Origin of the sequence: Bradyrhizobium valentinum (assembly GCF_001440405.1) — a bacterium.
Taxonomy (GTDB): domain Bacteria; phylum Pseudomonadota; class Alphaproteobacteria; order Rhizobiales; family Xanthobacteraceae; genus Bradyrhizobium; species Bradyrhizobium valentinum.
The window spans coordinates 21621-43163 of the sequence record NZ_LLXX01000006.1 but is presented as its reverse complement, the minus strand read 5'-3'; the positions used below and the strand labels follow the sequence as shown (position 1 = coordinate 43163).

At 62.2% G+C, this 21543-nt stretch carries 20 protein-coding genes, 1 tRNA gene and 1 pseudogene; 12 read left to right on the top strand and 10 right to left on the bottom strand.

The window, feature by feature from the left end:
- Positions 1–15 precede the first annotated feature (15 nt).
- Positions 16–978, bottom strand: a complete 963-nt coding sequence (locus CP49_RS00975; protein ID WP_063791606.1) for a Bug family tripartite tricarboxylate transporter substrate binding protein — start codon at positions 976–978, stop codon at positions 16–18.
- Positions 979–1229: 251 nt separating this feature from the next.
- Between CP49_RS00975 and CP49_RS00970 the strand changes: the two genes are divergently transcribed.
- The 5 genes and pseudogenes from CP49_RS00970 to CP49_RS44230 form a co-directional block, all read left to right on the top strand.
- Positions 1230–2144, top strand: coding sequence for a 2-dehydro-3-deoxygalactonokinase (locus CP49_RS00970; protein ID WP_057848423.1), 915 nt, complete (start codon positions 1230–1232; stop codon positions 2142–2144).
- On the top strand, positions 2145–2783 hold the full coding sequence (locus tag CP49_RS00965) for a 2-dehydro-3-deoxy-6-phosphogalactonate aldolase (protein ID WP_057848422.1): 639 nt from the start codon (positions 2145–2147) through the stop codon (positions 2781–2783).
- 448 nt (positions 2784–3231) lie between these two features.
- The gene (locus CP49_RS00960) at positions 3232–3909 is read left to right on the top strand and encodes a nitroreductase (RefSeq protein ID WP_057848421.1); all 678 of its coding nucleotides are present in this window, start codon (positions 3232–3234) and stop codon (positions 3907–3909) included.
- Between the two features lie 127 nt (positions 3910–4036).
- Complete coding sequence (locus CP49_RS00955; RefSeq protein ID WP_245310431.1) at positions 4037–5056, top strand: L,D-transpeptidase family protein; 1020 nt, start codon at positions 4037–4039, stop codon at positions 5054–5056.
- Positions 5057–5129: 73 nt separating this feature from the next.
- Positions 5130–5381: pseudogene (locus CP49_RS44230) on the top strand (nitroreductase family protein); the annotation flags it as partial.
- A 154-nt stretch (positions 5382–5535) separates the two neighbouring features.
- On the opposite strand, the gene CP49_RS00950 reads toward CP49_RS44230, so the two are convergent.
- From CP49_RS00950 to CP49_RS44220, 4 genes are all read right to left on the bottom strand, one after another.
- Positions 5536–5898 (bottom strand): hypothetical protein, encoded by a 363-nt coding sequence (locus CP49_RS00950; protein WP_057848440.1) that lies wholly within the window; start codon positions 5896–5898, stop codon positions 5536–5538.
- A gap of 85 nt (positions 5899–5983) precedes the next feature.
- Complete coding sequence (locus tag CP49_RS44225) at positions 5984–6157, bottom strand: hypothetical protein (protein ID WP_156437931.1); 174 nt, start codon at positions 6155–6157, stop codon at positions 5984–5986.
- Between the two features lie 88 nt (positions 6158–6245).
- Positions 6246–6335: transfer RNA gene (locus tag CP49_RS00945), tRNA-Ser, on the bottom strand.
- Positions 6336–6392: 57 nt separating this feature from the next.
- Entirely contained in the window at positions 6393–6542 is a 150-nt protein-coding gene (locus CP49_RS44220; protein WP_156437929.1) for a hypothetical protein, read from the bottom strand.
- Here CP49_RS44220 and CP49_RS00940 point away from each other — a divergent pair.
- Entirely contained in the window at positions 6535–6879 is a 345-nt protein-coding gene (locus tag CP49_RS00940; RefSeq protein ID WP_057848420.1) for a hypothetical protein, read from the top strand. The genes CP49_RS44220 and CP49_RS00940 overlap by 8 nt on opposite strands.
- 165 nt (positions 6880–7044) lie before the next feature.
- Here the strand turns inward: CP49_RS00940 and CP49_RS00935 are convergent, their stop codons facing one another.
- The 3 genes from CP49_RS00935 to CP49_RS00925 form a co-directional block, all read right to left on the bottom strand.
- A complete protein-coding gene (locus CP49_RS00935) occupies positions 7045–8505 on the bottom strand; it encodes a trehalose-6-phosphate synthase (protein ID WP_057848419.1) in 1461 nt (486 codons plus the stop codon).
- A 196-nt stretch (positions 8506–8701) separates the two neighbouring features.
- Positions 8702–9538, bottom strand: a complete 837-nt coding sequence (gene otsB / locus CP49_RS00930; protein ID WP_057848418.1) for a trehalose-phosphatase — start codon at positions 9536–9538, stop codon at positions 8702–8704.
- Positions 9539–9544: 6 nt separating this feature from the next.
- Complete coding sequence (locus CP49_RS00925) at positions 9545–11014, bottom strand: MFS transporter (protein ID WP_057848417.1); 1470 nt, start codon at positions 11012–11014, stop codon at positions 9545–9547.
- 428 nt (positions 11015–11442) lie between these two features.
- On the opposite strand from CP49_RS00925, the gene CP49_RS42170 reads away from it, so the two are divergent.
- Positions 11443–11793 (top strand): DUF3175 domain-containing protein, encoded by a 351-nt coding sequence (locus CP49_RS42170; RefSeq protein WP_082645815.1) that lies wholly within the window; start codon positions 11443–11445, stop codon positions 11791–11793.
- Between the two features lie 145 nt (positions 11794–11938).
- Here the strand turns inward: CP49_RS42170 and CP49_RS00915 are convergent, their stop codons facing one another.
- Complete coding sequence (locus CP49_RS00915) at positions 11939–13909, bottom strand: methyl-accepting chemotaxis protein (RefSeq protein ID WP_057848438.1); 1971 nt, start codon at positions 13907–13909, stop codon at positions 11939–11941.
- 501 nt (positions 13910–14410) lie between these two features.
- Between CP49_RS00915 and CP49_RS00910 the strand changes: the two genes are divergently transcribed.
- From CP49_RS00910 to CP49_RS00895, 4 genes are all read left to right on the top strand, one after another.
- Entirely contained in the window at positions 14411–14896 is a 486-nt protein-coding gene (locus tag CP49_RS00910; RefSeq protein WP_057848416.1) for a (2Fe-2S)-binding protein, read from the top strand.
- A gap of 87 nt (positions 14897–14983) precedes the next feature.
- Positions 14984–17329 carry a xanthine dehydrogenase family protein molybdopterin-binding subunit gene (locus CP49_RS00905; RefSeq protein WP_057848415.1) on the top strand — a complete coding sequence of 782 codons (2346 nt, stop codon included), beginning with the start codon at positions 14984–14986 and terminating at the stop codon, positions 17327–17329.
- Positions 17330–17343: 14 nt separating this feature from the next.
- Positions 17344–18144: an FAD binding domain-containing protein gene (locus CP49_RS00900; RefSeq protein ID WP_057848414.1), complete on the top strand. Its 801-nt coding sequence runs from the start codon at positions 17344–17346 to the stop codon at positions 18142–18144.
- 368 nt (positions 18145–18512) lie between these two features.
- Positions 18513–19625: a CaiB/BaiF CoA transferase family protein gene (locus CP49_RS00895; RefSeq protein ID WP_057848413.1), complete on the top strand. Its 1113-nt coding sequence runs from the start codon at positions 18513–18515 to the stop codon at positions 19623–19625.
- A gap of 130 nt (positions 19626–19755) precedes the next feature.
- Here CP49_RS00895 and hppD read toward each other — a convergent pair whose 3' ends face one another.
- Positions 19756–20874, bottom strand: a complete 1119-nt coding sequence (gene hppD / locus CP49_RS00890) for a 4-hydroxyphenylpyruvate dioxygenase (protein WP_057848412.1) — start codon at positions 20872–20874, stop codon at positions 19756–19758.
- A 123-nt stretch (positions 20875–20997) separates the two neighbouring features.
- Between hppD and CP49_RS00885 the strand changes: the two genes are divergently transcribed.
- Complete coding sequence (locus CP49_RS00885) at positions 20998–21471, top strand: Lrp/AsnC family transcriptional regulator (protein ID WP_057848437.1); 474 nt, start codon at positions 20998–21000, stop codon at positions 21469–21471.
- The last annotated feature ends 72 nt before the right edge of the window (positions 21472–21543 follow it).

Genomic DNA, 21543 nt, shown 5'->3' with positions numbered 1-21543 from the left:
CGCGCGAGGCGCGCCTTACTTCGCTTCGCTCGCCTTGATCCCCGAACTTTCGATGAGCTTTGCCACACGCGGCAGGTCGGCGGCGAACAGGCGCGCGTGCGCCTCAGCCGTCAACTCGGCGTCAGGGAATGGCAGGGTTCCGAGCTGCTTCAGCTTCTCCAATAGCTCTGGCTCGGAGAGTGCCGCGCGGAGCGCCGAATTCAGCGCATTGATGGTCTCCTTGGGCGTACCCTTTGCCACGTAGAGCCCATGCCACATCGAGTAACTGACCTCGGGCATGCCGAGTTCGGCAGTGGTTGGCACGTCCTTCAACTGCTCAAGACGTTGTGGCGACGTAATGGCGATGCCGTGCAGTGTTCCGGCCTGGATCTGCGGCAGCGCGTTGGTCACCTGATCCCACAGCAGATCGATCTGCCCCGCCAGGAGATCGGAGATCGCCGGCGCTGATCCGCGATAAGCCACAACTGTCGGCTTGAAGCCGAGCACATTGCCCATCATTACGGCGCACAGGTGGCTGTTGGTCCCGAGACCGCCATGCGCGAAGTTCGCTTTATCGCGCTGCGCCTTGATCCAGGCTACATGGTCCTTCGGACTTTCGCCGGGGATCGACTTGCGGCCGATCAGAACCATCGGCGCATTGTTGACGAGGCCGACCGGCTCGAACGCCGTTTTCGTATCATACCGCAGATTGGTGAACAGGCTGGGCGCCGCGAGCAGCGCGACGTGATTGATCAGGATTGTCGAACCGTCGGGTGCCGACCGGGCAACACGATCATTGGCAAGCGTGCTGCCGCCTCCGACCACGTTCTCGATGATGACGGTCTGGCCGAGCGTGCGCGACATTCGCTCGCCAATAAGGCGAGCGACGGTATCCGTGCCGCCGCCGGCCGCAAAGGGCACCACCAGCGTCACGGTCTTGGAGCTCGACTGCGCGTGGGCCTGCGGCGAAAGCACCGCAATCAGGAGACCAAAGCCCATGAGGGCGTTTCTAAAGGGAAGATTGATCACGATGGCGTCCTCCAAAGTCTTTGCTTTTTGTTGTTATGCCGCATTGTTGCGGACGTGCGCTCGTTGGCGAAGCCGCGCCGCTGAAGACAGCGTAGCACCGCATGACTTCGGATCATGCTGATTGCCGTTCTGCAAATCAATTATAAAGCGAGCGTAGCTCGCCGGCAGACCGGCGTGATACGATGCCCTTGAGGCACAGATAGCATCGGGACCGAATTGAAATGAGCGAGGCTGCATACGTCGCGGTCGATTGGGGCACGAGCAGTTTCCGGCTTTGGCTCGTCGACCAGGCTGGCAACATCCTTAGGGAACGACGCAGCCACGAGGGCATGATGGCGGCAGGCAAGCTTGGCTTTCCGACCGTGCTGCAATCGCATCTGCAGGCCGTCGGGGCCGCGGATGGGCTGCCTGTTATCGTCTGCGGCATGGCCGGCGCCCGGCAGGGCTGGGTTGAAGCCGGATATGTCGACACGCCGGCGCCGCTCGCATCGATCCTGAAGCATGCCGTCCCGGTGCCAGGGCAGGACCGCGACATCCGGATCCTTCCAGGAATCGCACAGCGCGACCCCAAGGCGCCGGATGTGATGCGGGGCGAGGAAACTCAGTTGCTCGGTGCCTTGGGTCTAGACGCGGCAGGTGACGCGGCCGTCTGCATGCCGGGTACGCATTCGAAGTGGGTCAGGGCGCGTGGGGCGACCGTCGAACGCTTCGCCACGTTCATGACGGGAGAGCTGTTCGACGTCGTGTCGCGCGAAACGATCCTGTCCCACGCGGTGACCGGCGCCGGTGAAACGGAAGACATCGACGCGTTCAAGTCGGCGGTCATGGCCGCCTTTGAGACGCCTGCGTTCGCCGCCAATCTGCTGTTCCAGGTGCGATCGGGTCAGCTTCTCTACGGCGGCCAGCCAGCCTCGGCCCGCGAGAAAATATCCGGCACCCTGATCGGTCTTGAACTCGCGGCAGGGCTCGCCGGAGACGTACCCAGGACCGGCATCACGTTGGTGGCGTCAGGCAGGCTCCAGATGCTTTACCAGTTGGCGTTTGACACGGTTGCCGTTCCTATCCGAACCATCGGTGCCGAGGATGCGGTCCGACGCGGCCTTTCGATGGCCGCTGAATCGATTTGGAGTGTATGAATGAGCGTTGTCCCGTTCCCCCCGATGAAGCGTCCACTGGTCGCGATCCTGCGCGGCGTGCGGCCCGATGAAGCGGCGGATATCGTCAGCGTCCTGATCGACAGCGGCATGACGGCGATCGAGATCCCGCTCAACTCGCCCGATCCGTTCCGCTCCATCGAGATCGCCGTCAAAAAGGCCACCGCCGAAATTCTGGTCGGTGCGGGCACCGTATTGACGCTGGAAGCTGTCGAGCAGCTCCATGACGTTGGCGGCCGGCTCCTGGTCACCCCCAACGTCGATCCCGAAATCATTGCCCGGGCGCGGGCACACGGCATGGTCACAATGCCCGGCGTCTTTACCCCGACGGAAGCGCTGCTTGCTGCCAAGACCGGGGCCTCCAGCCTCAAATTCTTTCCGGCGAGCGTGCTTGGAGCCGCTGGAATTACCGCCATTCGCGCCGTTCTTCCCGCCGATCTGATGATCGCCGCCGTGGGCGGTGTCTCCGACGCGAACTTTGCGGACTATACGAGGGCCGGCATTGTTGCATTCGGCCTCGGCAGCAGCCTCTACAAGCCCGGCATGACCACGGCGGAAGTAGCTGTTCGCACCAAGGCGACGATCGAAGCGTACGACAAGGCGATTCAACAGGTGGGGTAGACGGGCGAGGCGGCTTGCCGCCACGAAGCATCAGCGATGAGCGGCTGGCGGAGAGAGTGTCAGTCAATCCCCAAAGATCAAGTATTTTCGACCTGTCCAAACCAAAACCCACGATTTGAGCAACAGCCTGAAAAGCCTACACGCCTTCCGGACGGTGCCGTCGCGCCGAGTCGCCGCGGCTCCACCAAAATGTCGAAAACAACCCCATGCAAAGTAGCCGGCGGCCGCCGCAACCGAAGATTTGGACCGAAAACTTGACACGTCGGGCAAATCAGCGGCACAATTTCGTCATCCCAGAATTCGCTAAACGACTGCGTGTGCGCAATATCGGTGCGATCATGTTCCGCGTGGCTGGACCGTTGAGGACACGCCGCTGTCGCTTGCGCGAGGATGCAGAAACCGCGAAAATCCGGGCTGTTTCAGAACTTGTCAGGGGAATTCGGCACAGATGCAGTTTGATGACGTTATTCTCGGTCGCCGGAGTATCCGCGGTTACAAACCTGATCCAGTACCCAAAGCGCTGATTGCGGAAATCATTGGTTTGGCGATGCGCACGCCGTCGTCGATGAACACCCAACCCTGGAATTTCTACGTCATATCAGGCGAACCGCTGGACCGGATCCGCGCCGGCAACACCGAACGGATGGTGGCGGGCATCCCGCAGTCGCGCGAGTTCCGCACCGGTCAAGCCTTTGCAGGCAAGCACCGCGACAGGCAGGTCGGTGTCGCCAAGCAATTATTCTCCGCCATGGGAATCGAGCGCGACAACAAGGATAAGCGCCAGGACTGGGTACTGCGCGGCTTCCGCCAATTCGACGCGCCCGTCTGCGTGATCATTACCTATGACCGCGTGCTCGACGGCAGCGACGATACGCCGTTCGACTGCGGCGCCGTGGCGACCGCCCTGGTCAATGCCGCCTGGTCGCGCGGGCTCGGCGCCGTGATCAACAGCCAGGGCATCATGCAATCCCCCGTGGTGCGCGAGCACGCAGGGATCGCCGACGATCAGGTCATCATGAAAAGCATCGCGCTGGGCTGGCCGGATGAAACTTTTCCGGCGAATGCGGTGGTGTCGGAGCGGAAGTCTGTCGAGGAAGCTACGGTGTTCGTCGGGTTCGAGAAGTAGCGGCGCGGGCGGAAGGGCTGGAGGTACAGCAGTGATCCGCGCCATGGTCCGACGTGCACTTGTGCTGGCGGCGGCTTTTGCCGCTGCCTTGACGCCGGTCACGTGCCTTGGCGAAAGCAGCAAGCCGTTGCCGGCCAAGGCGACACAGGAATTACCGGCCGAGCTGCTCGCGCTGCTCGAACAGAAGAAGATGCCAAAATATTCACCTATCGTTGTGCGTCTCTTCAAGGAAGAGGCGGAGCTCGAAGTCTGGAAGCAGGACACGGCCGGCCGTTTCCAATTCCTCAAGACCTATCCGATCTGCCGGTGGTCAGGCGATCTCGGGCCGAAGTTGTACGAGGGCGACCGACAGGCTCCGGAAGGGTTTTATACAGTTACACCTGAGTTGATGAATCCCAACTCAAACTTCCATCTTTCGATCAACCTCGGCTACCCCAACAAATTCGACAGGGCTAACAAGCGCGACGGTAGCTTCCTCATGATTCACGGCGACTGCTGGTCGAGCGGTTGCTATGCCATGACAGACGAACAGATAAGCGAGATCTATTCGCTGGCGCGTGACTCATTCCTCGGCGGCCGGCCGTCGTTCCAGGTCCAGGCCTGTCCGTTCCGCTTGACGCCAGCGAATCTGGCGCGGCATCGAAATAATCCGAACCTCTCCTTCTGGAAAATGCTCAAGATCGGCAACGATCATTTCGAGACGACGCAACTCGAACCGAGGGTGGATGTGTGCAACCGCCGCTATGTATTCGATGCGCAACCTCCCCCGAATTCGCCGTCCCCTCTTGTGTTCAACCCTGCCGAAAAATGTCCCCCCTTCGTCGTCAATCCGCAAATCGCGCGGCGGGCGCTGGAGAAGAGGCGCGCCGACGAGCTCGAATACGCGCGATTGCTTGAAGACAACGTGCCGGCTGCCCCGATCTACAGCGGACTGGACGGCGGAATGAACAAGGCGTTCCTCGCGCAGTTTCCGGGCAGGGTGATGCTTGCGAAAGTAATGCCGTATGCATCCTACCTGCCGCAATTGCCGCCGATCCCCTGGATCGACAACGATGGCTCGTTGACCAGCAAATGGTTTGGCACCTCGTTCTCCAAACCGGTTGTGTGTGATGCGGCTCGTGCCAGCTTCCCGTCGGGCCGGTGCTAAGCTCTTGTGCGACGTCAGCGATGGGGTCATCAGCAGACCACGCTTGGCATCGACATTTCGTCGGCTCATCAGGGTCAAGCGCGACAACAAGGACAAGCGCCAGGACTAGGCGCTGCGCGGCTTCCGTCAATTCGACGCGCCCGTATGCGTGATCGTGACCTATGACCGCGTGCTGCACGGCAGCGACGATACGCCCTTCGATTGCGGCGCCGTGGCGACCGCCTTGGTCAATGCCGCCTGGTCTCGCGGGCTGGGCGCCGTGATCAACAGCCAGGGTATCATGCAATCACCCGTGGTGCGCGAGCACGCGGGAATAGCGGACGATTATGAGCACCGGCTGCCGTGGAGAAAAGACCCCGCGGGACCGGTCGATCAGGCGTGGTTAGGCTTACCATCACAGCCGATCGTTTTCCCAAGGAATTTGAAGACCAGAAGTGCGCTGGGGAGCGGGCGGGCAGTACAGAACCTCAGAATTTGCCTCAGCGAGCGGCCGCCGCCACGAAGGCCGATGTGAAGAGCAGATGGATAACCAGAAATAGCTTGGCGATGTCCCGCGCTTCACCGCTGGCGACGCCCCAAATGTCGTTAGCCGCGACGGCGCCGAAGCCGACGATGTTCGCGAGCAGGACGACACGGAGCGTGGAGGGCTCGGCATTTCTCGACAGCCAGTTAAGCATGGCGATGCCGAGAAACGGTCCGCCGAGAAGCCGCAGCAGCGCAAGCAGTTCGGGTGGAGCATCCGTCGGCACGGCATCCCGGCCGAACTGTATCGGAAAGAACATCAGCGCTAGGCCAACAAGGGCCAAGTAAAGCGCGGATAGGGCAAGCGTCAGTTTCGTCATCGGGTCCCCCCTCCGGCCGGACATCAGCTCGAGCGTAATGGATATGGCAAACCTGGCGGGATCGTCGTGGCCCGCGGTCACAACATCAGAGCGCTCGCGCGCGGCGATCGCCAGTCCCAGCGAGCTTCGGCCCACGTCGGCGATACTCGTTCGCCGCGCGAGCGCTCCTCCCATCGATCAGCCTGGCGGCAATCCGTCCGAACACCTCCGCGACCGGCCGGCGGATCAGCATTTCGGCGTTGGCGACAAGTTCTGCCATCAGCCAATAACGAAACTCCGGAAGACAACCAAACTCCGGAATACGAGTTCCGACAGACGAGGGGACGTTTGCAGGGCACATAGTTGGCTGGCGGAGAGAGTGGGATTCGAACCCACGGTACGGTTTCCCGCACACACGCTTTCCAAGCGTGCGCCTTAAGCCACTCGGCCATCTCTCCGGAGGCCCTCTCTTGAAGGGGCAGGACTGATTTTGCAAGGGACGCCTGATACAGCCGCTAAAATTTCCCCAATTCATTGAATTTATTTGGCAATTCGGCATGGCTGGCATCGAATGATCGGCGCTCGCCGGGCGCTTGAACCGGAATCCGGCCACGATCGACGACGATATTGGCACCGCAATCGGTGGAGACTGGCACGATGATCACACGGACGCTCCTGCTTTCGATCCTGAGCGCGACATTGGCAGGGGCCGCGGCCGGCCCGGCGGTGGCGCAATCCTGCACCAAGCAGGGCGTGGATGTGAGTTGCGACGACGGCCGGCGCGGCATCTTCGCGGGCGACGCCATCGTCTGGGCCGATGGCTCGCGATCGAGGCTGGCCTCGCCGCATCCGAGCGTCATCATCGGCAACAAATCGTCCGTCGTCATCGGCCCTGGCGTATTCGCCGGTAACGGCAAGGGCGGTTACGTGCCGATGGAGAATCCCAGCGCGCCCAACAAGGCGCGCTGTCCGGTGCTCGATGGCGTGTCGTATTGCTATTAGGCCCAGCACGGCTTATCGGCGCCCCCATCTGAAACCCTCATGGTGAGGAGCGCGAAGCGCGTCTCGAACCATGAGGCCACCGGCGGGGCCTCATCCTTCGAGACGCCGCTTCGCGGCTCCTCAGGACGAGGAAGTTATAGCTCGGATGCGCCGCTTTTTCAGACTCTAGTGATACCGCGCGCCGCCGGTGGTGGCGGAGCGGAGCGGCCATAGGGCGGGCTCGGGCATGACAGGTGCCAACTCGTTCCTGTCAAGCTGGCATTCGCGCAACGCCTCGGCGAAGTCGGCGAACCATTGCTGGATCGTATGGCCGCGCAGCTTTGCCATCATTGCTTCCCAGCGCATCCGCCGTTCGGTCAACGGCATCGACAGCGCGATCGCGATGGTGCGCGCCATGCCGTCGATATCATGCGGATTGACCAGCAACGCGGTGTCGAGCTCGTTGGCGGCGCCGGCGAATTTCGACAGCACCAGCACGCCGGGATCGACCGGGTTTTGTGCCGCTACATATTCCTTGGCGACGAGATTCATGCCGTCCTGCAACGGCGTCACCACGCCGACCTGCGCGGTGCGATAGAGGCCCGCGAGCACGGCCTGGCCGTAGCCCTTGTTGAGATAGCGGATCGGCGTCCAGTCGACTTCGCCATGCATACCGTTGACGTCGCTGACGAGCTTGGCGACCTCGCTCTGCAGGTTGCCGTAGGCCTCGATCGCGCCGCGCGAGGGCGTTGCGATCTGCAGCAGCGACACCGTGCGCGCCAGTGATGGATGCAGGGTCCACATCTGGTCGAAAGCCTTGATGCGGTTGATCAGGCCCTTGGAATAATCCAGCCGGTCGACGCCGATCGCGAGCTTCTCGCCATTCAGGCTGCGCCGCAGCCGCGAGACATCAGGATGGGTCGACGCCTTCGTCGCCAACTGGGCGAATTGCTGCGGATCGATCCCGATCGGAAATACCGCGGCGCGCGTCCGGCCGTGGCGCGAAATGATGACGCCGTCATGCACGACGAGGCCGAGGTCGGACTGCGCGTAGGACAGGAAGTTCTCGCAATCCTCCTCGGTCTGAAAACCGATCAGATCATAGGCCAGCATCGCCTCGATCAGCTCGCGATGATGCGGCACGCCGCCGATCACCGAACGCGCCGGCCACGGCGTATGCAGGAAGAAGCCGATCGGCTCCGACACGCCGAGATCACGCAGTTCGGCGCCGAGCGCGAGGAAATGGTAGTCCTGAATCCAGAACGCGGCATCCGCCTTTCGGAATCGCAGGAGCGCACGCGCCATGAAGGCGTTCACTTCGCGATAGCTGAGATAGTCCTCCTGCGAGGCGCGGATCAGATCGGCGCGCGAATGCAGCGCCGGCCACAATGCGGAATTCGCAAAACCCTCATAATAGCCGCCGTAATGCGCGGCCGGCAGATCCAGCATCGCCAGCGCGCCAGCGCCAAGGGCCTCGATTTCGGCGAATGGTTCCTTCTGGTTCCCGTCACGGACCCTTCCGCTGGAACCCACCCAGATAGCACCGGACTTCTCGACGATCGGCAATAAAGCCGCCGCGAGTCCCCCCGTCATGGGTTCATTGGGTTTTCCGCGGGAAACGCGGTTAGAAACGACGACGAGGTTCAAAGGTCCCCTCCCGTTGGTACGCTCGCGTTAACAACCGTTCATCAATATGGTTCCTGATCACCCTTTCAACGAATTGAAACCAAATTCGGGCTGCGGCGTGCCGGAACTCACCGGAACTCACGAAAAATAAAATTTGCCGCGAACCTCGGCATGAAGCGTGAGAATCTGTGTTCGAAACCGGCCGAGACGAAAGACATTATGGCAGTGATGCGTCCCTTTCGTCGTCAAGCAGGTGCGCGAGGAACTCACGCACGTCGCTCGGCGCGTCGAAATGCCCGGCCACGCCCTTGGCGCGACGGCCAACCGAGAAGGCGAGGCCATCAAGGTCAGGCATGATCGCAAAGACGGTCTCATCGGTGACATCGTCGCCGATGAAGAACGGACGGCGGCCCTTGAAAGGTTCGCGTGTCATCAATTCGTGCACACCGCTCGCCTTGGTGAAGCCGGAATGCTTGATCTCGCAGACGCATTTGCCAGGCAGCACTTCGATCGGCGCGTTGGGAAGATCCGCCCTGATCAGCGACACCGCGGCATAGATCGCCTTCTCGGCGTGCGGCGCGAGACGATAGTGCAGCGCCAGCGAATAGCCCTTGTCCTCCAGCAATATTCCAGGACTGAGCTTTGCAATCGCCGCCAGCCGTCGTTTCAATTCCTTGTCCATCGGCGGCGCGTGGGCGGCCACCGCCTCGCTGTCCGGCTCGATCCGCATCTCGGCGCCATGGCCGCCGACCGCAGGGAATAGATCGGGCGCGAAAATCAGGTCGATGTCGTTGAGCGAGCGGCCGCTGACCAGCGCCAGCGCGCCATTGGTTCGCACAAGCAGGCGATTCAAGGTTTTCGCCAGGCCTGGCGGCACCCAGACTTCGCGCGGCGTCGGCATCAGATCGAGCAGCGTGCCGTCGATGTCGAGCAGGATAGCGGTTTCGCTTAAGTGCGGCACCAGCGAGCGCGGTACCGGAACGGTCTCCGCCACGGCCTCTTCTTCACGGACGATATCATCTTCCAATGGCATTTCGGCCAGATCCTCATTCATTTCATCCTACTCCACACATGCTAGCGGCCGTGCGACAGATTCGAGCGATTTTCGCTCGGCCGCAACGGCATATCGCCACGCGACGGCCGCGGCCACGATCATCAATGCCGACCCGAACAGGTAGCCGGCGAAAACGCTGTTACGCGATCCGGTATCGACCAGGGCGCCGAACAGCGCCGGTCCTGCCACGCCGCCAATGCCCGTTCCGATCGCGTAGAACAGCGCAATCGCGAGCGCCCGCACCTCCAGCGGAAACGTCTCGCTGACGGTGAGATAGGCCGCGCTCGCCGCCGGCGAGGCAAAGAAGAAGATCACCATCCAGGCGATGGTCTGGGTCTGCGCGGTCAGAACGCCGATCGAGAACAGATAGCCCGATAGCGCGAGCAGGACACCCGACACGCCATAGGTGGTCGCGATCATCGTGCGACGGCCGAGGGTATCGAACAGCCGCCCGAGCAGCAGTGGCCCCAGGAAATTGCCTGCCGCAAAGGGTAGAATGTACCAGCCGACATCGCTGGAGGGGATACCGAAGAAGTCGGTCAGCACCAGCGCGAAGGTGAAGAAGATGGCGTTGTAGAAGAACGCCTGCGATGCCATCAGCACCAGTCCGACCAGCGAACGTTGCCGATAGGTCGTGAACAACGTCCGGGCCACCTCACCAAGTGGCGTGTGGCTGCGCATCTTCAGTCTGATCTTCGGGAACACCTCATCGGCCGCATGATCCGAATGTCTCGTCGACGACCTCTCGATGCCGTCGACGATCGCGTGCGCCTCCTCGGGACGGCCATGGACCATCAGCCAGCGCGGGCTTTCCGGAATCCACATCCGCATCACGAAGACGATCAGGCCGAGAGCGGCGCCGATGAAATAGGCCGCCCGCCAGCCGAGATCCGGAGCCAGCACGTTGGGATCGAGCAGCACGATAGCGGCGACCGCACCCATCGCAGCCCCGATCCAGAAGCTGCCATTGATCACGAGGTCGGTCCAGCCGCGATAACGCGCCGGCACCAATTCCTGAATCGTCGAATTGATCGCGGTATATTCGCCGCCGATGCCGGCCCCGGTCAGGAAGCGAAACAGCGCGTAACTCGCCACGTTCCACGACAGCGCGGTGGCTGCGGTGGCGGTGAGATAGACCGCGAGCGTAATGAAGAACAGCTTCTTGCGCCCGATCCGGTCCGTCAGCCAGCCGAAGCCGAGCGCGCCCAGCACCGCGCCGGCGAGATAGGCGCTGTTGGCGAGGCCAACATCGAAATTCGAAAACTGCAGCGTCGGGCTTTCCTTCAGCGCGCCAGACAGGGCGCCCGCAAGCGTGACCTCCAGCCCGTCGAGAATCCAGGTGATGCCGAGCGCGGTGACGACACGGGTATGAAAGCCGCCCCAACGCAAGCAATCGAGCCGCGCAGGGATGCTGGTCTCGACAACGCCCTCGTTATCCTGCTTCAGCCGTGCGGAAATGGAAGCGTTCTCATCCACTGCCGCACCATGCCTTATCACTTTCGCAACTCACCTTCGCAACCATCCGATTGGACCAATGAAAAAACACCCCGGAACGCCCCAGCCCCAGGGTTTTCACGTCAAATTGCGGCAAACATGATGCCCGACACTAAGATAACACCCTCGGAGGACTGGGGTTCCGGGAGTATTTGGGTGGCGAAATTGCATAGCTGTTGTCATGATCTGCGCATGTGTGGGAGTCGCGAGCATTCCCTCGCGTCAATGCGAGCGCGGCGAAGCAATCCAATCGTGCGGCAAGTGGAGGCATGGATTGCTTCGCGGAGCCTGTCATCGGGCGCGCATTCGCGAGCGCAGCGGCTAAATGCACTGTTGCCGTCATTCGAAGAACGGCAAGGAACAGAACGACCGAGCGACCGTTTTCGGCAAAACAGCAGATGGAGCTGAACATGGCCGAACGACGCAAGACCATCCGCCCACGAAAGACCGCGGTCCGAAAAAGCCGCACGACAACCGCGAAGAAATCATCGCCGAAGCGATGGTCGCAACGCGTCACCCGTGAAAGCGACGCGCTCGATCTGAAACGCGGTGTCTTCAAGCTGACCAGTGCAAAGAAGATCGCCGCGTCGCTCAAGCGATCCGCCGAGCACAGTTCGCGCCGCAAGTCGGGCGCCTATCGATCGGCGCTGTCGATGCTGACTTTCTACATCAACCGTGCCGGCAAGACCTTACCAAAAACGCAGCGTACGCGACTGGAGCGCGCGAAGGTCGAGCTGAAGCATCAGTTCGGGAGAGAGTGACGGTTCAGCTCATTCGGTCGTCATACCCGCGAAGGCGGGTATCCAGTAATCGCCGGCCCGCGTGAGAATTGAAGCGCCGCGGAGTACTGGATCATCCGCCTTCGCGGATGATGACACCGTCTTGTAGCGTGATCTGATAGCCAGCTCACGCCGCCCTGATATTCGCCATGAAGCGGTCGAGCTCTTCGCGCAGGCGCGTGCTTTCGCTCGAGAGCGTACGCGCCGAATTCAGCACCTCCTCGGAAGCCGCGCCGGTTTCGGTCGCGCCGCGGTTGACGTGCATGACGTTGGCGGCGGCCTCTTGCGTGCCTTGCGCGACGTTCTGGACGCTGCGCGCAATTTCCTGCGTCGCCGAGCTTTGCTGCTCGACGGCGCTCGCGATCGTCGAGGCGATGTCGGAGATCCTGCCAATGGTGCCGCCGATCTCCTTGATCGCGGCAACCGATTCCTGCGTCGCACCCTGCATGCCCGAAATGTGATTGGAAATCTCGTCGGTCGCTTTCGCAGTCTGGCTGGCGAGCGATTTGACTTCGGACGCAACCACGGCAAAGCCGCGGCCGGCGTCGCCCGCGCGGGCGGCCTCGATGGTGGCGTTCAGCGCCAACAAATTGGTCTGCTCGGCAATCGCGGTAATCAGCTTGACGACGTCGCCGATCTCCTGTGCGGCACGCGACAGCTTGCCGATCCGCCCGTCGGTCTGTTCGGCCTGACGGACGGCGGCTTCCGCAATCTGGCTGGATTCCTTGACGCGCCGTCCGATCTCGTCGACGGACGCCGACAGTTCCTCGGTTGCTGATGCCACCGACTGCATGTTGCTGGAAGCTTCTTCCGATGTGCTGGCGACCTGGCTTGACAGGCTCTGGGTGGTTTCCGCCGTCCGGGTCAGCTTGCCGGCGGCACCTTCGAGCTGCACGGCCGACGACGATACGTTGGAGACGATGGCGCCGACCGCGGCTTCGAACTCGTCGGCGAAGCGAATGAGTTCGGCGCGGCGCGCCGCGCTCGCCGCCTTGTTCTGCGCTTCCTGGGTGGCGGCGTCGCGCTCGGCCCTGGCGATGGCCTGCACCTTGAACTCCTCGACCGCACTCGCCATCTCGCCGAGCTCGTCCTTGCGGCCGAGGCCGGGCAGCACGACTTCGAAATTGCCCGCAGCGAGCTTGCGCATCGCGTTGCACATCGCCGTCATCGGCTTGGAAATACCCTTACCGAGCAGGAATGCCCAGACGCAGCCGAGCAGAAAGCCGCCGGCGGCGAGGATCAGGATCAGCCGCTCGGTCTCACCGATGGTCGCGTCCGATTCAGCCTCTAACCGCTTCTGATCGGCCAGGAGGTCCGACTTCATCGCGGCCGAGCCCTTGTTGATGGCGGCGGCCGACTCCGTCATTTCCAGTGTCAGCTCATCGATCTCCTTGGCATTATCGACCAACTTGGTGAGCGACTGTCGGTATTCCTCCAGCATTCCCCCGACTTCCTTGATCCCCTCAAGGATCTTTTCGTTTTTCGACGAAATCGCCTTCAGCGAGTTCTCGACGAATTTCAGGCGCGCCAGCGCACTGGCTGCGACCGCCTTGTCCGAATTGACGACGAACGTATTGGCAAGCGCCGTGACCGCCTGAAACTGCTCGGTCACCTTCTTCGCACCGAGCGTGATCACCGGCATTTCGTCATCGTCGGCATTGCTCGGCAGATCGTCGAGCTTGTAGCGCAGCGAGTTGCCGGTGCGCGTGAGCTGGTTTTGCGTGATGCGCGCGCTCTCGTCCTTGACCTTGAGGATGTCGGCGAAAATCTTGGTGAAGGCGCGGAACTCGCGCTCCAGCTTCACGACCTGCTCGAGCCGTGTCGGGTTGGTGGTCCCCTTCATCGAGGCAATGATCGCGTCCTTCAGCCCGGTTTCGGCTGTTAGCGCCGCCTTGCCGTCCTCTTCCTTGCCGGTCGCCACGAAATAGCGGGCGAGCGAGCGATAGGAGATCAGTTCGCGGTCGATGTCGCGCGACAGGTCGGCCTCCTGCACGCTGCGCCGGTAGGAATCGACGCCGGCGGAAACGCGTTCGAATCCGAGATAGGCAAAGCCCATGCTGGCGGCCGAAATCGCCAGCACGACGGCAAAGCCGAGCATGATCTTGGCGCGGAACCGCAGGGTTGGGAGCTTGAAAGACGAGCCGCTACGTTTCGGGAATCGCACGTCACACCCCGTTTTCGTTCTGAAAAACAGGCATCGGGAGGCCCAGCCCCCAATCCGGTGCGCAAAGTTAAGGCAGAATGGATAAGGGCGGGTAAATCTGGGCAAAACTTGCAATGGTGCGGGCTTACCCTCCCCTGGAGGGGGAGGGTCGCCGCGCATCGTAAGATGCGTGGCGGGGTGGGGTGACGGTCTCACCTCACGATCAGTGCCCGAGTGGAGAGACCACCCCACCCCGTTTCGCATTTCGCTTCGCTCCACGCGAACCGACCCTCCCCCTCCAGGGGAGGGTAAGAAAAATTCGCGTCGAGAGTCTTCGGCACGAAGCATGCCGCGCCAATGTCATCACAATGACAGGGCCGACCAAAATCCTAGTTGCAAGTTCCCTCGCCGCTGTTTCTAATTGGAATAATTATAAAACATCGGGAGGTACCACGCGTGTCTACAGTCAAGCTGACGGTAAACGGCAAGGCCGTCTCGGCCGAGGTCGAGGACCGGACCCTTCTTGTCCATCTCCTGCGCGACCATTTGAACCTGACCGGCACCCATGTCGGCTGCGACACCAGCCAGTGCGGTGCCTGCGTCGTCCATATCGACGGCCGGGCGGTAAAGTCCTGCACCGTGCTGGCCGGCCAGGCCGCCGGCTCCAACGTCACCACCATCGAGGGCATTGCCAAGGGCGACGAACTGCACCCGATGCAGGCGGCGTTCCGCGATAATCACGGCCTGCAGTGCGGTTACTGCACGCCGGGCATGATCATGTCAGCGATCGATATTGTGCACCGCCACAGCGGCCAGCTCGACGAGGAAACCGTCCGGCACGAGCTGGAAGGCAACATCTGCCGCTGCACGGGGTACCACAACATCGTCAAGGCGGTGCTCGACGCAGCCGGCCGCATGAAGGTCGCGCAGGCGGCGGAATAGCAGCCGCCGGCCAGCAATTTTTCGAGTTCGAACCGCGTTTCGAAACGAAATGGCGGGAAACAATAACTCCGGTTGGGAGGACAGGACATGGGCGTTGAAGGCATTGGCGCAAGCGTGGTGCGCAAGGAAGACCGCCGTTTCATTACCGGTAAGGGACGTTACGTCGACGACATCAAGCTGGTGGGCATGACGCATGCGCATTTCGTCCGCAGCCCGCATGCGCACGCCAAGATCAAGAGTGTCGACACGTCAGAAGCGATAAAGATGCCGGGCGTGGTCGGCGTGCTGACCGGCCAGCAGATTGTCGACGACAAGATCGGCAATCTGATCTGCGGCTGGGCCATCACCTCCAAGGACGGCACCGGCATGAAGATGGGCGCATGGCCGGCGATGGCGCCGGAAACCGTGCGCTTCGTGGGCCAGGCGGTCGCGGTCGTGATCGCCGAGACCAAGAACCAGGCCCGGGACGCCGCCGAGGCCGTGGTTGTCAGCTACGAAGAGCTGCCCGCCGTCCCTGATATCCGCGCCGCAATCAAGCCGGGCGCACCGCAATTGCACCCGGAGGCGCCGGGCAATGTGATCTACGACTGGACCATCGGCGACGAAGGCGCGACCGACGCCGCCTTCAAGTCGGCGGCCAATATCGTCTCGCTCGACATCACCAACAACCGCCTGGTGCCGAATGCGATGGAGCCTCGCGCGGCGATCGCCGAATATAACGAGCCGGAAGAGCATTTCACGCTCTACACGACCTCGCAGAACCCGCACGTCGCCCGCCTCGTGCTGTCGGCCTTCTACAACATCGCGCAGGAGCACAAGCTGCGGGTGGTGGCGCCGGATGTCGGCGGCGGCTTCGGCTCAAAAATCTTCATTTACCCTGAGGAGATGGTGGCGCTCTGGGCCTCGAAGAAAGTGGGCCGTCCGGTGAAATGGACCGGCGACCGCACCGAAGCCTTCCTGACCGACGCCCATGGCCGCGATCACCTCACCAAGGCGGAGATGGCGTTCGACAAGGACAACAAGGTCACCGGCCTGCGCGTGAAAACCTACGCCAATCTCGGCGCCTACATGTCGCTGTTCTCCTCCTCGGTGCCGACCTATCTCTATGCGACGCTGCTGTCGGGCCAGTACAACATCCCCAACATCTTCGCCGAAGTGATCAGCGTCTACACCAACACGGTGCCGGTCGACGCCTATCGCGGCGCGGGCCGACCCGAAGCAAGTTTTGTGGTGGAACGGTTGATGGAGACGGCGGCGCGGCAGTTGAAGGTCGATCCGGCCGAACTGCGCCGCAAGAACTTCATCACGCAATTCCCGCATCAAACGCCCGTCATCATGGCCTATGACATCGGCGACTTTAATGCCTCGCTCGATGCGGCGATGAAGGCGATCGACTACGCCGGCTTCGCGGGCCGCAAGGCCAAGGCAAAATCCGAGGGCAAGCTGCGTGGCATCGGCATCTCCTGCTACATCGAGGCCTGCGGCATCGCGCCGTCAAAGGCGGTCGGCAGTCTCGGCGCCGGCGTCGGCCTGTGGGAATCGGCGGAGGTGCGCGTCAATCCGGTCGGTACGATCGAAGTCCTGACGGGATCGCACAGCCACGGCCAGGGCCATGAGACGAGCTTCTGCCAGTTGGTGGCCGAACGCCTGGGCATTCCGATCAGCCAGGTGCAGATCGTCCATGGCGATACCGACAAGGTGCAGTTCGGCATGGGCACCTATGGTTCGCGCTCGGCGGCCGTGGGTCTCACCGCGATCCTGAAGGCGATGGAGAAGGTCGAGGCGAAAGCGAAGAAGATCGCAGCCCATCAGCTCGAGGCATCCGAAAACGACATCGTCATCGAGAACGGTGAGTTCAAGGTCACCGGCACCGACAAGTCGATTGCACTGCCGATGGTCGCGCTCGCCGCCTACACCGCGCATAACCTGCCTGACGGCATGGAGCCGGGCCTGAAGGAAGGCGCGTTCTACGATCCGACCAACTTCACCTTCCCGGCCGGCGCCTATATCTGCGAAATGGAAGTCGATGCCGGCACCGGCAAGACTTCCTTCGTCAACTTCGTGGCGGCGGATGATTTCGGACGGCTGATCAATCCGATGATCGTCGAAGGCCAGGTGCACGGCGGTCTCGCCCAGGGCATCGGGCAGGCGCTGCTGGAAGGTGTGGTGTACGACGCTTCCGGCCAGCTCGTGACCGCGTCGTTCATGGATTACACCATGCCGCGCGCGGACGACCTGCCGTCGTTCAAGCTGTCGCACACCACGACGCTGTGTCCGGGCAATCCGCTCGGCGTCAAAGGCTGCGGCGAAGCCGGCGCGATCGGTGCATCGGCCGCCGTGATCAACGCCATCACGGATGCGATCGGCAACAACAATCTGGAAATGCCGGCGACGCCCGATCGCGTCTGGCATGCGATCCACGGCAACGCGTAAGAGGGAGCACAGCCATGTACCAGACAACCTATCATCGCCCCTCTTCGGTCGACGAAGCAGCAAGCCTGTTCGCCAAGGGCTCGGACGCGAAATATCTGGCCGGCGGCCACACGCTGATCCCGGTCATGAAACAGCGGCTGGCCTCGCCGTCCGACGTGATCGATCTCGGCAAGATCAAGGAGCTGATCGGAATCGAGCCGACCGGTGACGGCATCATGATCAAGGCGGCGACGACCCATTCCGACGTCGCATCGAGCGATACTGTGAAGAAGGCCATCCCCGCGCTGGCCTACCTGGCCTCGCTGATCGGCGATCCGGCGGTGCGGCATCGCGGCACCATCGGCGGCTCGCTCGCCAACAACGATCCCGCGGCCGACTATCCGGCGGCGGTGCTGGCGCTCGGTGCCACCGTGAAAACCAACAAGCGTTCGATATCGGCGGATGATTTCTTCAAGGGCCTGTTCACGACGGCGCTTGAGGACGGCGAAATCATCACCGCCGTGTCGTTTCCGGTTCAAGCCAAGGCGGGATATTCCAAGTTCAACCATCCCGCGTCGCGCTTCGCCCTGACCGGCGTGTTCGTCGCCAAGACCCCGGCAGGTGACGTCCGCGTCGCAGCCACCGGCGCATCGCAAGACGGCGTGATGCGGGTGCCCGCGATCGAGGCCGCGCTGAAAGCCAACTGGTCGGCAGGTGCGATCGACGGCGTCAAGATTTCCGCCGACGGCCTGATGAGCGATATTCACGGCACGTCGGACTATCGCGCCAACCTGATCAAGGTGATGGCCCAGCGCGCGGTGACCGCCGCGGGTTAGCCGTAACGGGTCATGAGTCCCTCATGGTGAGGAGCGCGAAGCGCGTCTCGAACCATGAGGCCCCGTCTGTGGCCTACATCCTTCGAGACGCCCGCTTTGCGGGCTCCTCAGGATGAGGGGCTTGAGCGGCCATGGCACAACAGAACTATTGTCGTTCTGATTGAATCAGAACCGACGTTCTAGATTCTTACTTTGACGCGGTTCGCGGGATAGCACCTGAACGCAACTTTCATGCGAGCGGCGCGCAGCGATGCGCGCCGTTTCTCATTTTGGTTTGATTCTCGGCAAAAGATGCTTGCCACGGTCTCGCTTCGGCGGGACAATTTAGCTAATCAACTAATTAAGACGTTCCCTGGGAGAGAAAACAAGTGCTCGAAAAACCAGCCACCCAATCCGCTACCCGCACCTCCGGCCCCCTCGCCGGCTTCCGCATCGTCGAACTCGCCGGCATCGGCCCGGGTCCGTTCGCCTGCATGATGCTGGCCGACATGGGCGCGGAAGTCGTCACGCTCGACCGCGTCGGCGCAAAGAAGAATTTGAAGTCGGTGGCGGGGCGCGGCCGCAAAGTCGTCGAGCTCGATCTCAAGGACAAGGCTGCCGTCGCGCAGGTGCTCGACCTGCTAAGCAATGCCGACGCGCTGATCGAAGGTTTTCGCCCTGGCGTGATGGAGCGGCTCGGCCTCGGCCCCGATGTGGTGATGGCGCGCAATCCCCGCCTGGTGTTCGGCCGCATGACCGGCTGGGGACAGGAGGGTCCGCTGGCCCACGCGGCCGGCCATGACATCAACTACATCTCGGTCACCGGCGCGCTCGCGGCGATTGGCACGAAGGAGAAGCCGGTGCCGCCCCTCAACCTCGTCGGCGATTTCGGCGGCGGCGCGCTCTATCTCATGGTCGGCGTGCTGGCAGCGCTGCTGGAAGCCTCGAAATCCGGCAAGGGCCAGGTGGTCGACGCCGCGATGTGCGACGGCGCGGCCTCGCTGATGTCGATGTTCTTCGACATGACCGCAATCGGCCGCTGGGTCGAAGGGCGCGAGCAGAATTTCCTCGACGGCGGCGCGCATTTCTACGGCATCTATGAATGCTCCTGCGGCAACTTTATTTCGATCGGCTCGATCGAACCGCAGTTCTACGCGCTTTTGCGCCAGCATGCGGGCCTCACCGACGCCGATTTCGACGCGCAGATGGACCGCAAGGCTTGGCCGGCGCTGAAGGAAAAGCTGACAAAAGTGTTCAAGAGCAAGACCCGCGAAGACTGGTGCAAGATCATGGAAGGCACCGACATTTGCTTCGCGCCGATCCTGACCATGGCCGAAGCGCCGAAACATCCGCACAATGCCGCGCGAAATATTTTCGTCGAGCGCCACGGCGTGACGCAGCCGGCACCGGCGCCGCGATTCTCGCGCACGCCGTCGGCGATCAGGGATGCGGAGACGGCCGATATCGCTGAGCTGACAAGCGCGTGGAAGATGGGAAGGTAATCTCTCCGTCGTCCCCGCGCACGCGGGGACCCATAACCACTGGGTTTAATTGTGAGACGCAACTGACTCCCGCGCAAAATCGTGAAATCACGCGGTATGGGTCCCGGCTCAAGGCCGGGACGACAACAGCTTACGCCGCGTTCCCCACCTTCAGCACGCCGCGGCGAATCTGATCTTCCTCGATCGATTCGAACAGCGCCTTGAAATTACCCTCGCCGAATCCATCGTCGCCCTTGCGCTGGATGAATTCGAAGAAGATCGGCCCGATCGCGTTCGCTGAAAATATCTGCAGCAGCACCTTGGTGTGGCCGCCATCGACGACACCCTCGCCGTCGATCAGGATGCCGTCGCGCTGTAGCCGGGCAACATCCTCGCCATGCCGGGGCAGCCGTGCGTCGATCTTCTCGAAATAGGTCTCCGGCGGCGACGGCATGAACGGCAGGCCGGCCGCGCGCAGCGTTTCGACGGTAGCGTAGATGTCGCGCGCGCCGCAGGCGATGTGCTGAATGCCCTCGCCGCGATAGATATTGAGATATTCCTCTATCTGTCCGGAATCGCCGGCGTCCTCATTGATCGGAATCCGGATCTTGCCGTCCGGGCTGGTCAGCGCGCGCGAGAACAGGCCGGACGCGCGGCCTTCGATGTCGAAGAAGCGGATCTGGCGGAAGTTGAACAGCTTTTCATAGAAGCCGGTCCACACGTCCATGCGGCCGCGATGGACGTTGTGGGTGAGGTGATCGACGTAATAGAGCCCGGCGCCCGCGGGACGCGGGTCGCGAACGCCCAGCCACTCGAACTCGATGTCATAGGCCGATCCCTTGGCGCCATAGCGATCGACGAAATAAAGCAGGCTGCCGCCGATGCCCTTGATGGCGGGAACGTCGAGCGTCTTCTGCGCCGAAGAAACCTCGGCGGGCTCGGCGCCCAGCGACAGTGCCCGCTCATAGGCCTGCTTCGCATCGACCACGCGAAACGCCATCGACGGCGCGCAGGGCCCGTGCGCCGCGACGAAGCCATGGCCGTGGCTGCCCGGCTCCTCGTTGACGAGATAGTTGATGTCGCCCTGGCGATAGACGGTGATCTTCTTGGTCCTGTGGCGGGCGACCGGCGCATAGCCCATCAACCTGAACAGCGCGTGCAGCTCTTCAGGCTTCGGATGCGCATATTCGACGAACTCGAAGCCGTCGGTGCCCATCGGGTTGTCGGCGCTGATGGTGGCGGCCGGTGCGTCGTGCGGAAACGGACCCATGGCGAAACTCCCGAAAATTGATCTGGCTCAAATATCGGTCGAAACGCACGCAAAGTGTATGCAAATGGGCCCGCGTTCGGCTATCGTGATGCACACTTCGTGCATCAAGTTGGCAATTTGCGCATGATCCCCGTGGACGCCTTCGACCTCAAAATGCTGGCCGCCCTGCAGGACGACGGCCGGCTGACCAACCAGCAACTCGCCGATCTCGTCGGCCTGTCGGCCTCGCAATGCTCGCGGCGGCGGATGCGGCTGGAGGAAGAGAAGGTGATCGCGGGCTACCACGCCGACCTCGCCGGCGAGGCGCTCGGCTTCAACCTGATCGCCTTCATCCACATCACGCTGGCGACGCATTCGCCCGACAACGCCAAGAAATTCCGCGCGCTTGTGGGCCGGGTCGACGACATCCAGGAAGCCTATTCGCTCACCGGCGACGCCGATTATGTGCTGAAAGTGGTGCTGCGCGACCTCAAGGACCTTTCCGATCTCGTCAACAACGTGCTGATGCCGCACCAGAGCGTTGCGCATGTGCGCTCATCGATCGTGCTGGACCGGCTGAAGGAGAGTGCAAGGCTGCCATTGAAAGCGGCACGGTAGTCGCGCTGAATCGTCCGGGCCACATGGTTCGAGACGCGCGGCGTTGCCACGCTCCTCACCATGAGGGTCTCT

What these genes read in the sequence shown, in the direction of transcription:
- CP49_RS00885 (WP_057848437.1), top strand. Translation starts at nt 20,998, where the DNA reads ATGATCCCCGTGGACGCCTTCGACCTCAAAATGCTGGCCGCCCTGCAG.
- CP49_RS00900 (WP_057848414.1), top strand. Translation starts at nt 17,344, where the DNA reads ATGTACCAGACAACCTATCATCGCCCCTCTTCGGTCGACGAAGCAGCA.
- CP49_RS00965 (WP_057848422.1), top strand. Translation starts at nt 2,145, where the DNA reads ATGAGCGTTGTCCCGTTCCCCCCGATGAAGCGTCCACTGGTCGCGATC.
- CP49_RS00905 (WP_057848415.1), top strand. Translation starts at nt 14,984, where the DNA reads ATGGGCGTTGAAGGCATTGGCGCAAGCGTGGTGCGCAAGGAAGACCGC.
- CP49_RS00915 (WP_057848438.1), bottom strand. Translation starts at nt 13,909, where the DNA reads ATGCTCGGCTTTGCCGTCGTGCTGGCGATTTCGGCCGCCAGCATGGGC.
- CP49_RS00960 (WP_057848421.1), top strand. Translation starts at nt 3,232, where the DNA reads ATGCAGTTTGATGACGTTATTCTCGGTCGCCGGAGTATCCGCGGTTAC.
- CP49_RS42170 (WP_082645815.1), top strand. Translation starts at nt 11,443, where the DNA reads ATGGCCGAACGACGCAAGACCATCCGCCCACGAAAGACCGCGGTCCGA.
- CP49_RS00970 (WP_057848423.1), top strand. Translation starts at nt 1,230, where the DNA reads ATGAGCGAGGCTGCATACGTCGCGGTCGATTGGGGCACGAGCAGTTTC.
- CP49_RS00975 (WP_063791606.1), bottom strand. Translation starts at nt 978, where the DNA reads ATGGGCTTTGGTCTCCTGATTGCGGTGCTTTCGCCGCAGGCCCACGCG.
- hppD (WP_057848412.1), bottom strand. Translation starts at nt 20,874, where the DNA reads ATGGGTCCGTTTCCGCACGACGCACCGGCCGCCACCATCAGCGCCGAC.
- CP49_RS00940 (WP_057848420.1), top strand. Translation starts at nt 6,535, where the DNA reads ATGATCACACGGACGCTCCTGCTTTCGATCCTGAGCGCGACATTGGCA.
- CP49_RS00950 (WP_057848440.1), bottom strand. Translation starts at nt 5,898, where the DNA reads ATGACGAAACTGACGCTTGCCCTATCCGCGCTTTACTTGGCCCTTGTT.
- CP49_RS44225 (WP_156437931.1), bottom strand. Translation starts at nt 6,157, where the DNA reads ATGGCAGAACTTGTCGCCAACGCCGAAATGCTGATCCGCCGGCCGGTC.
- otsB (WP_057848418.1), bottom strand. Translation starts at nt 9,538, where the DNA reads ATGAATGAGGATCTGGCCGAAATGCCATTGGAAGATGATATCGTCCGT.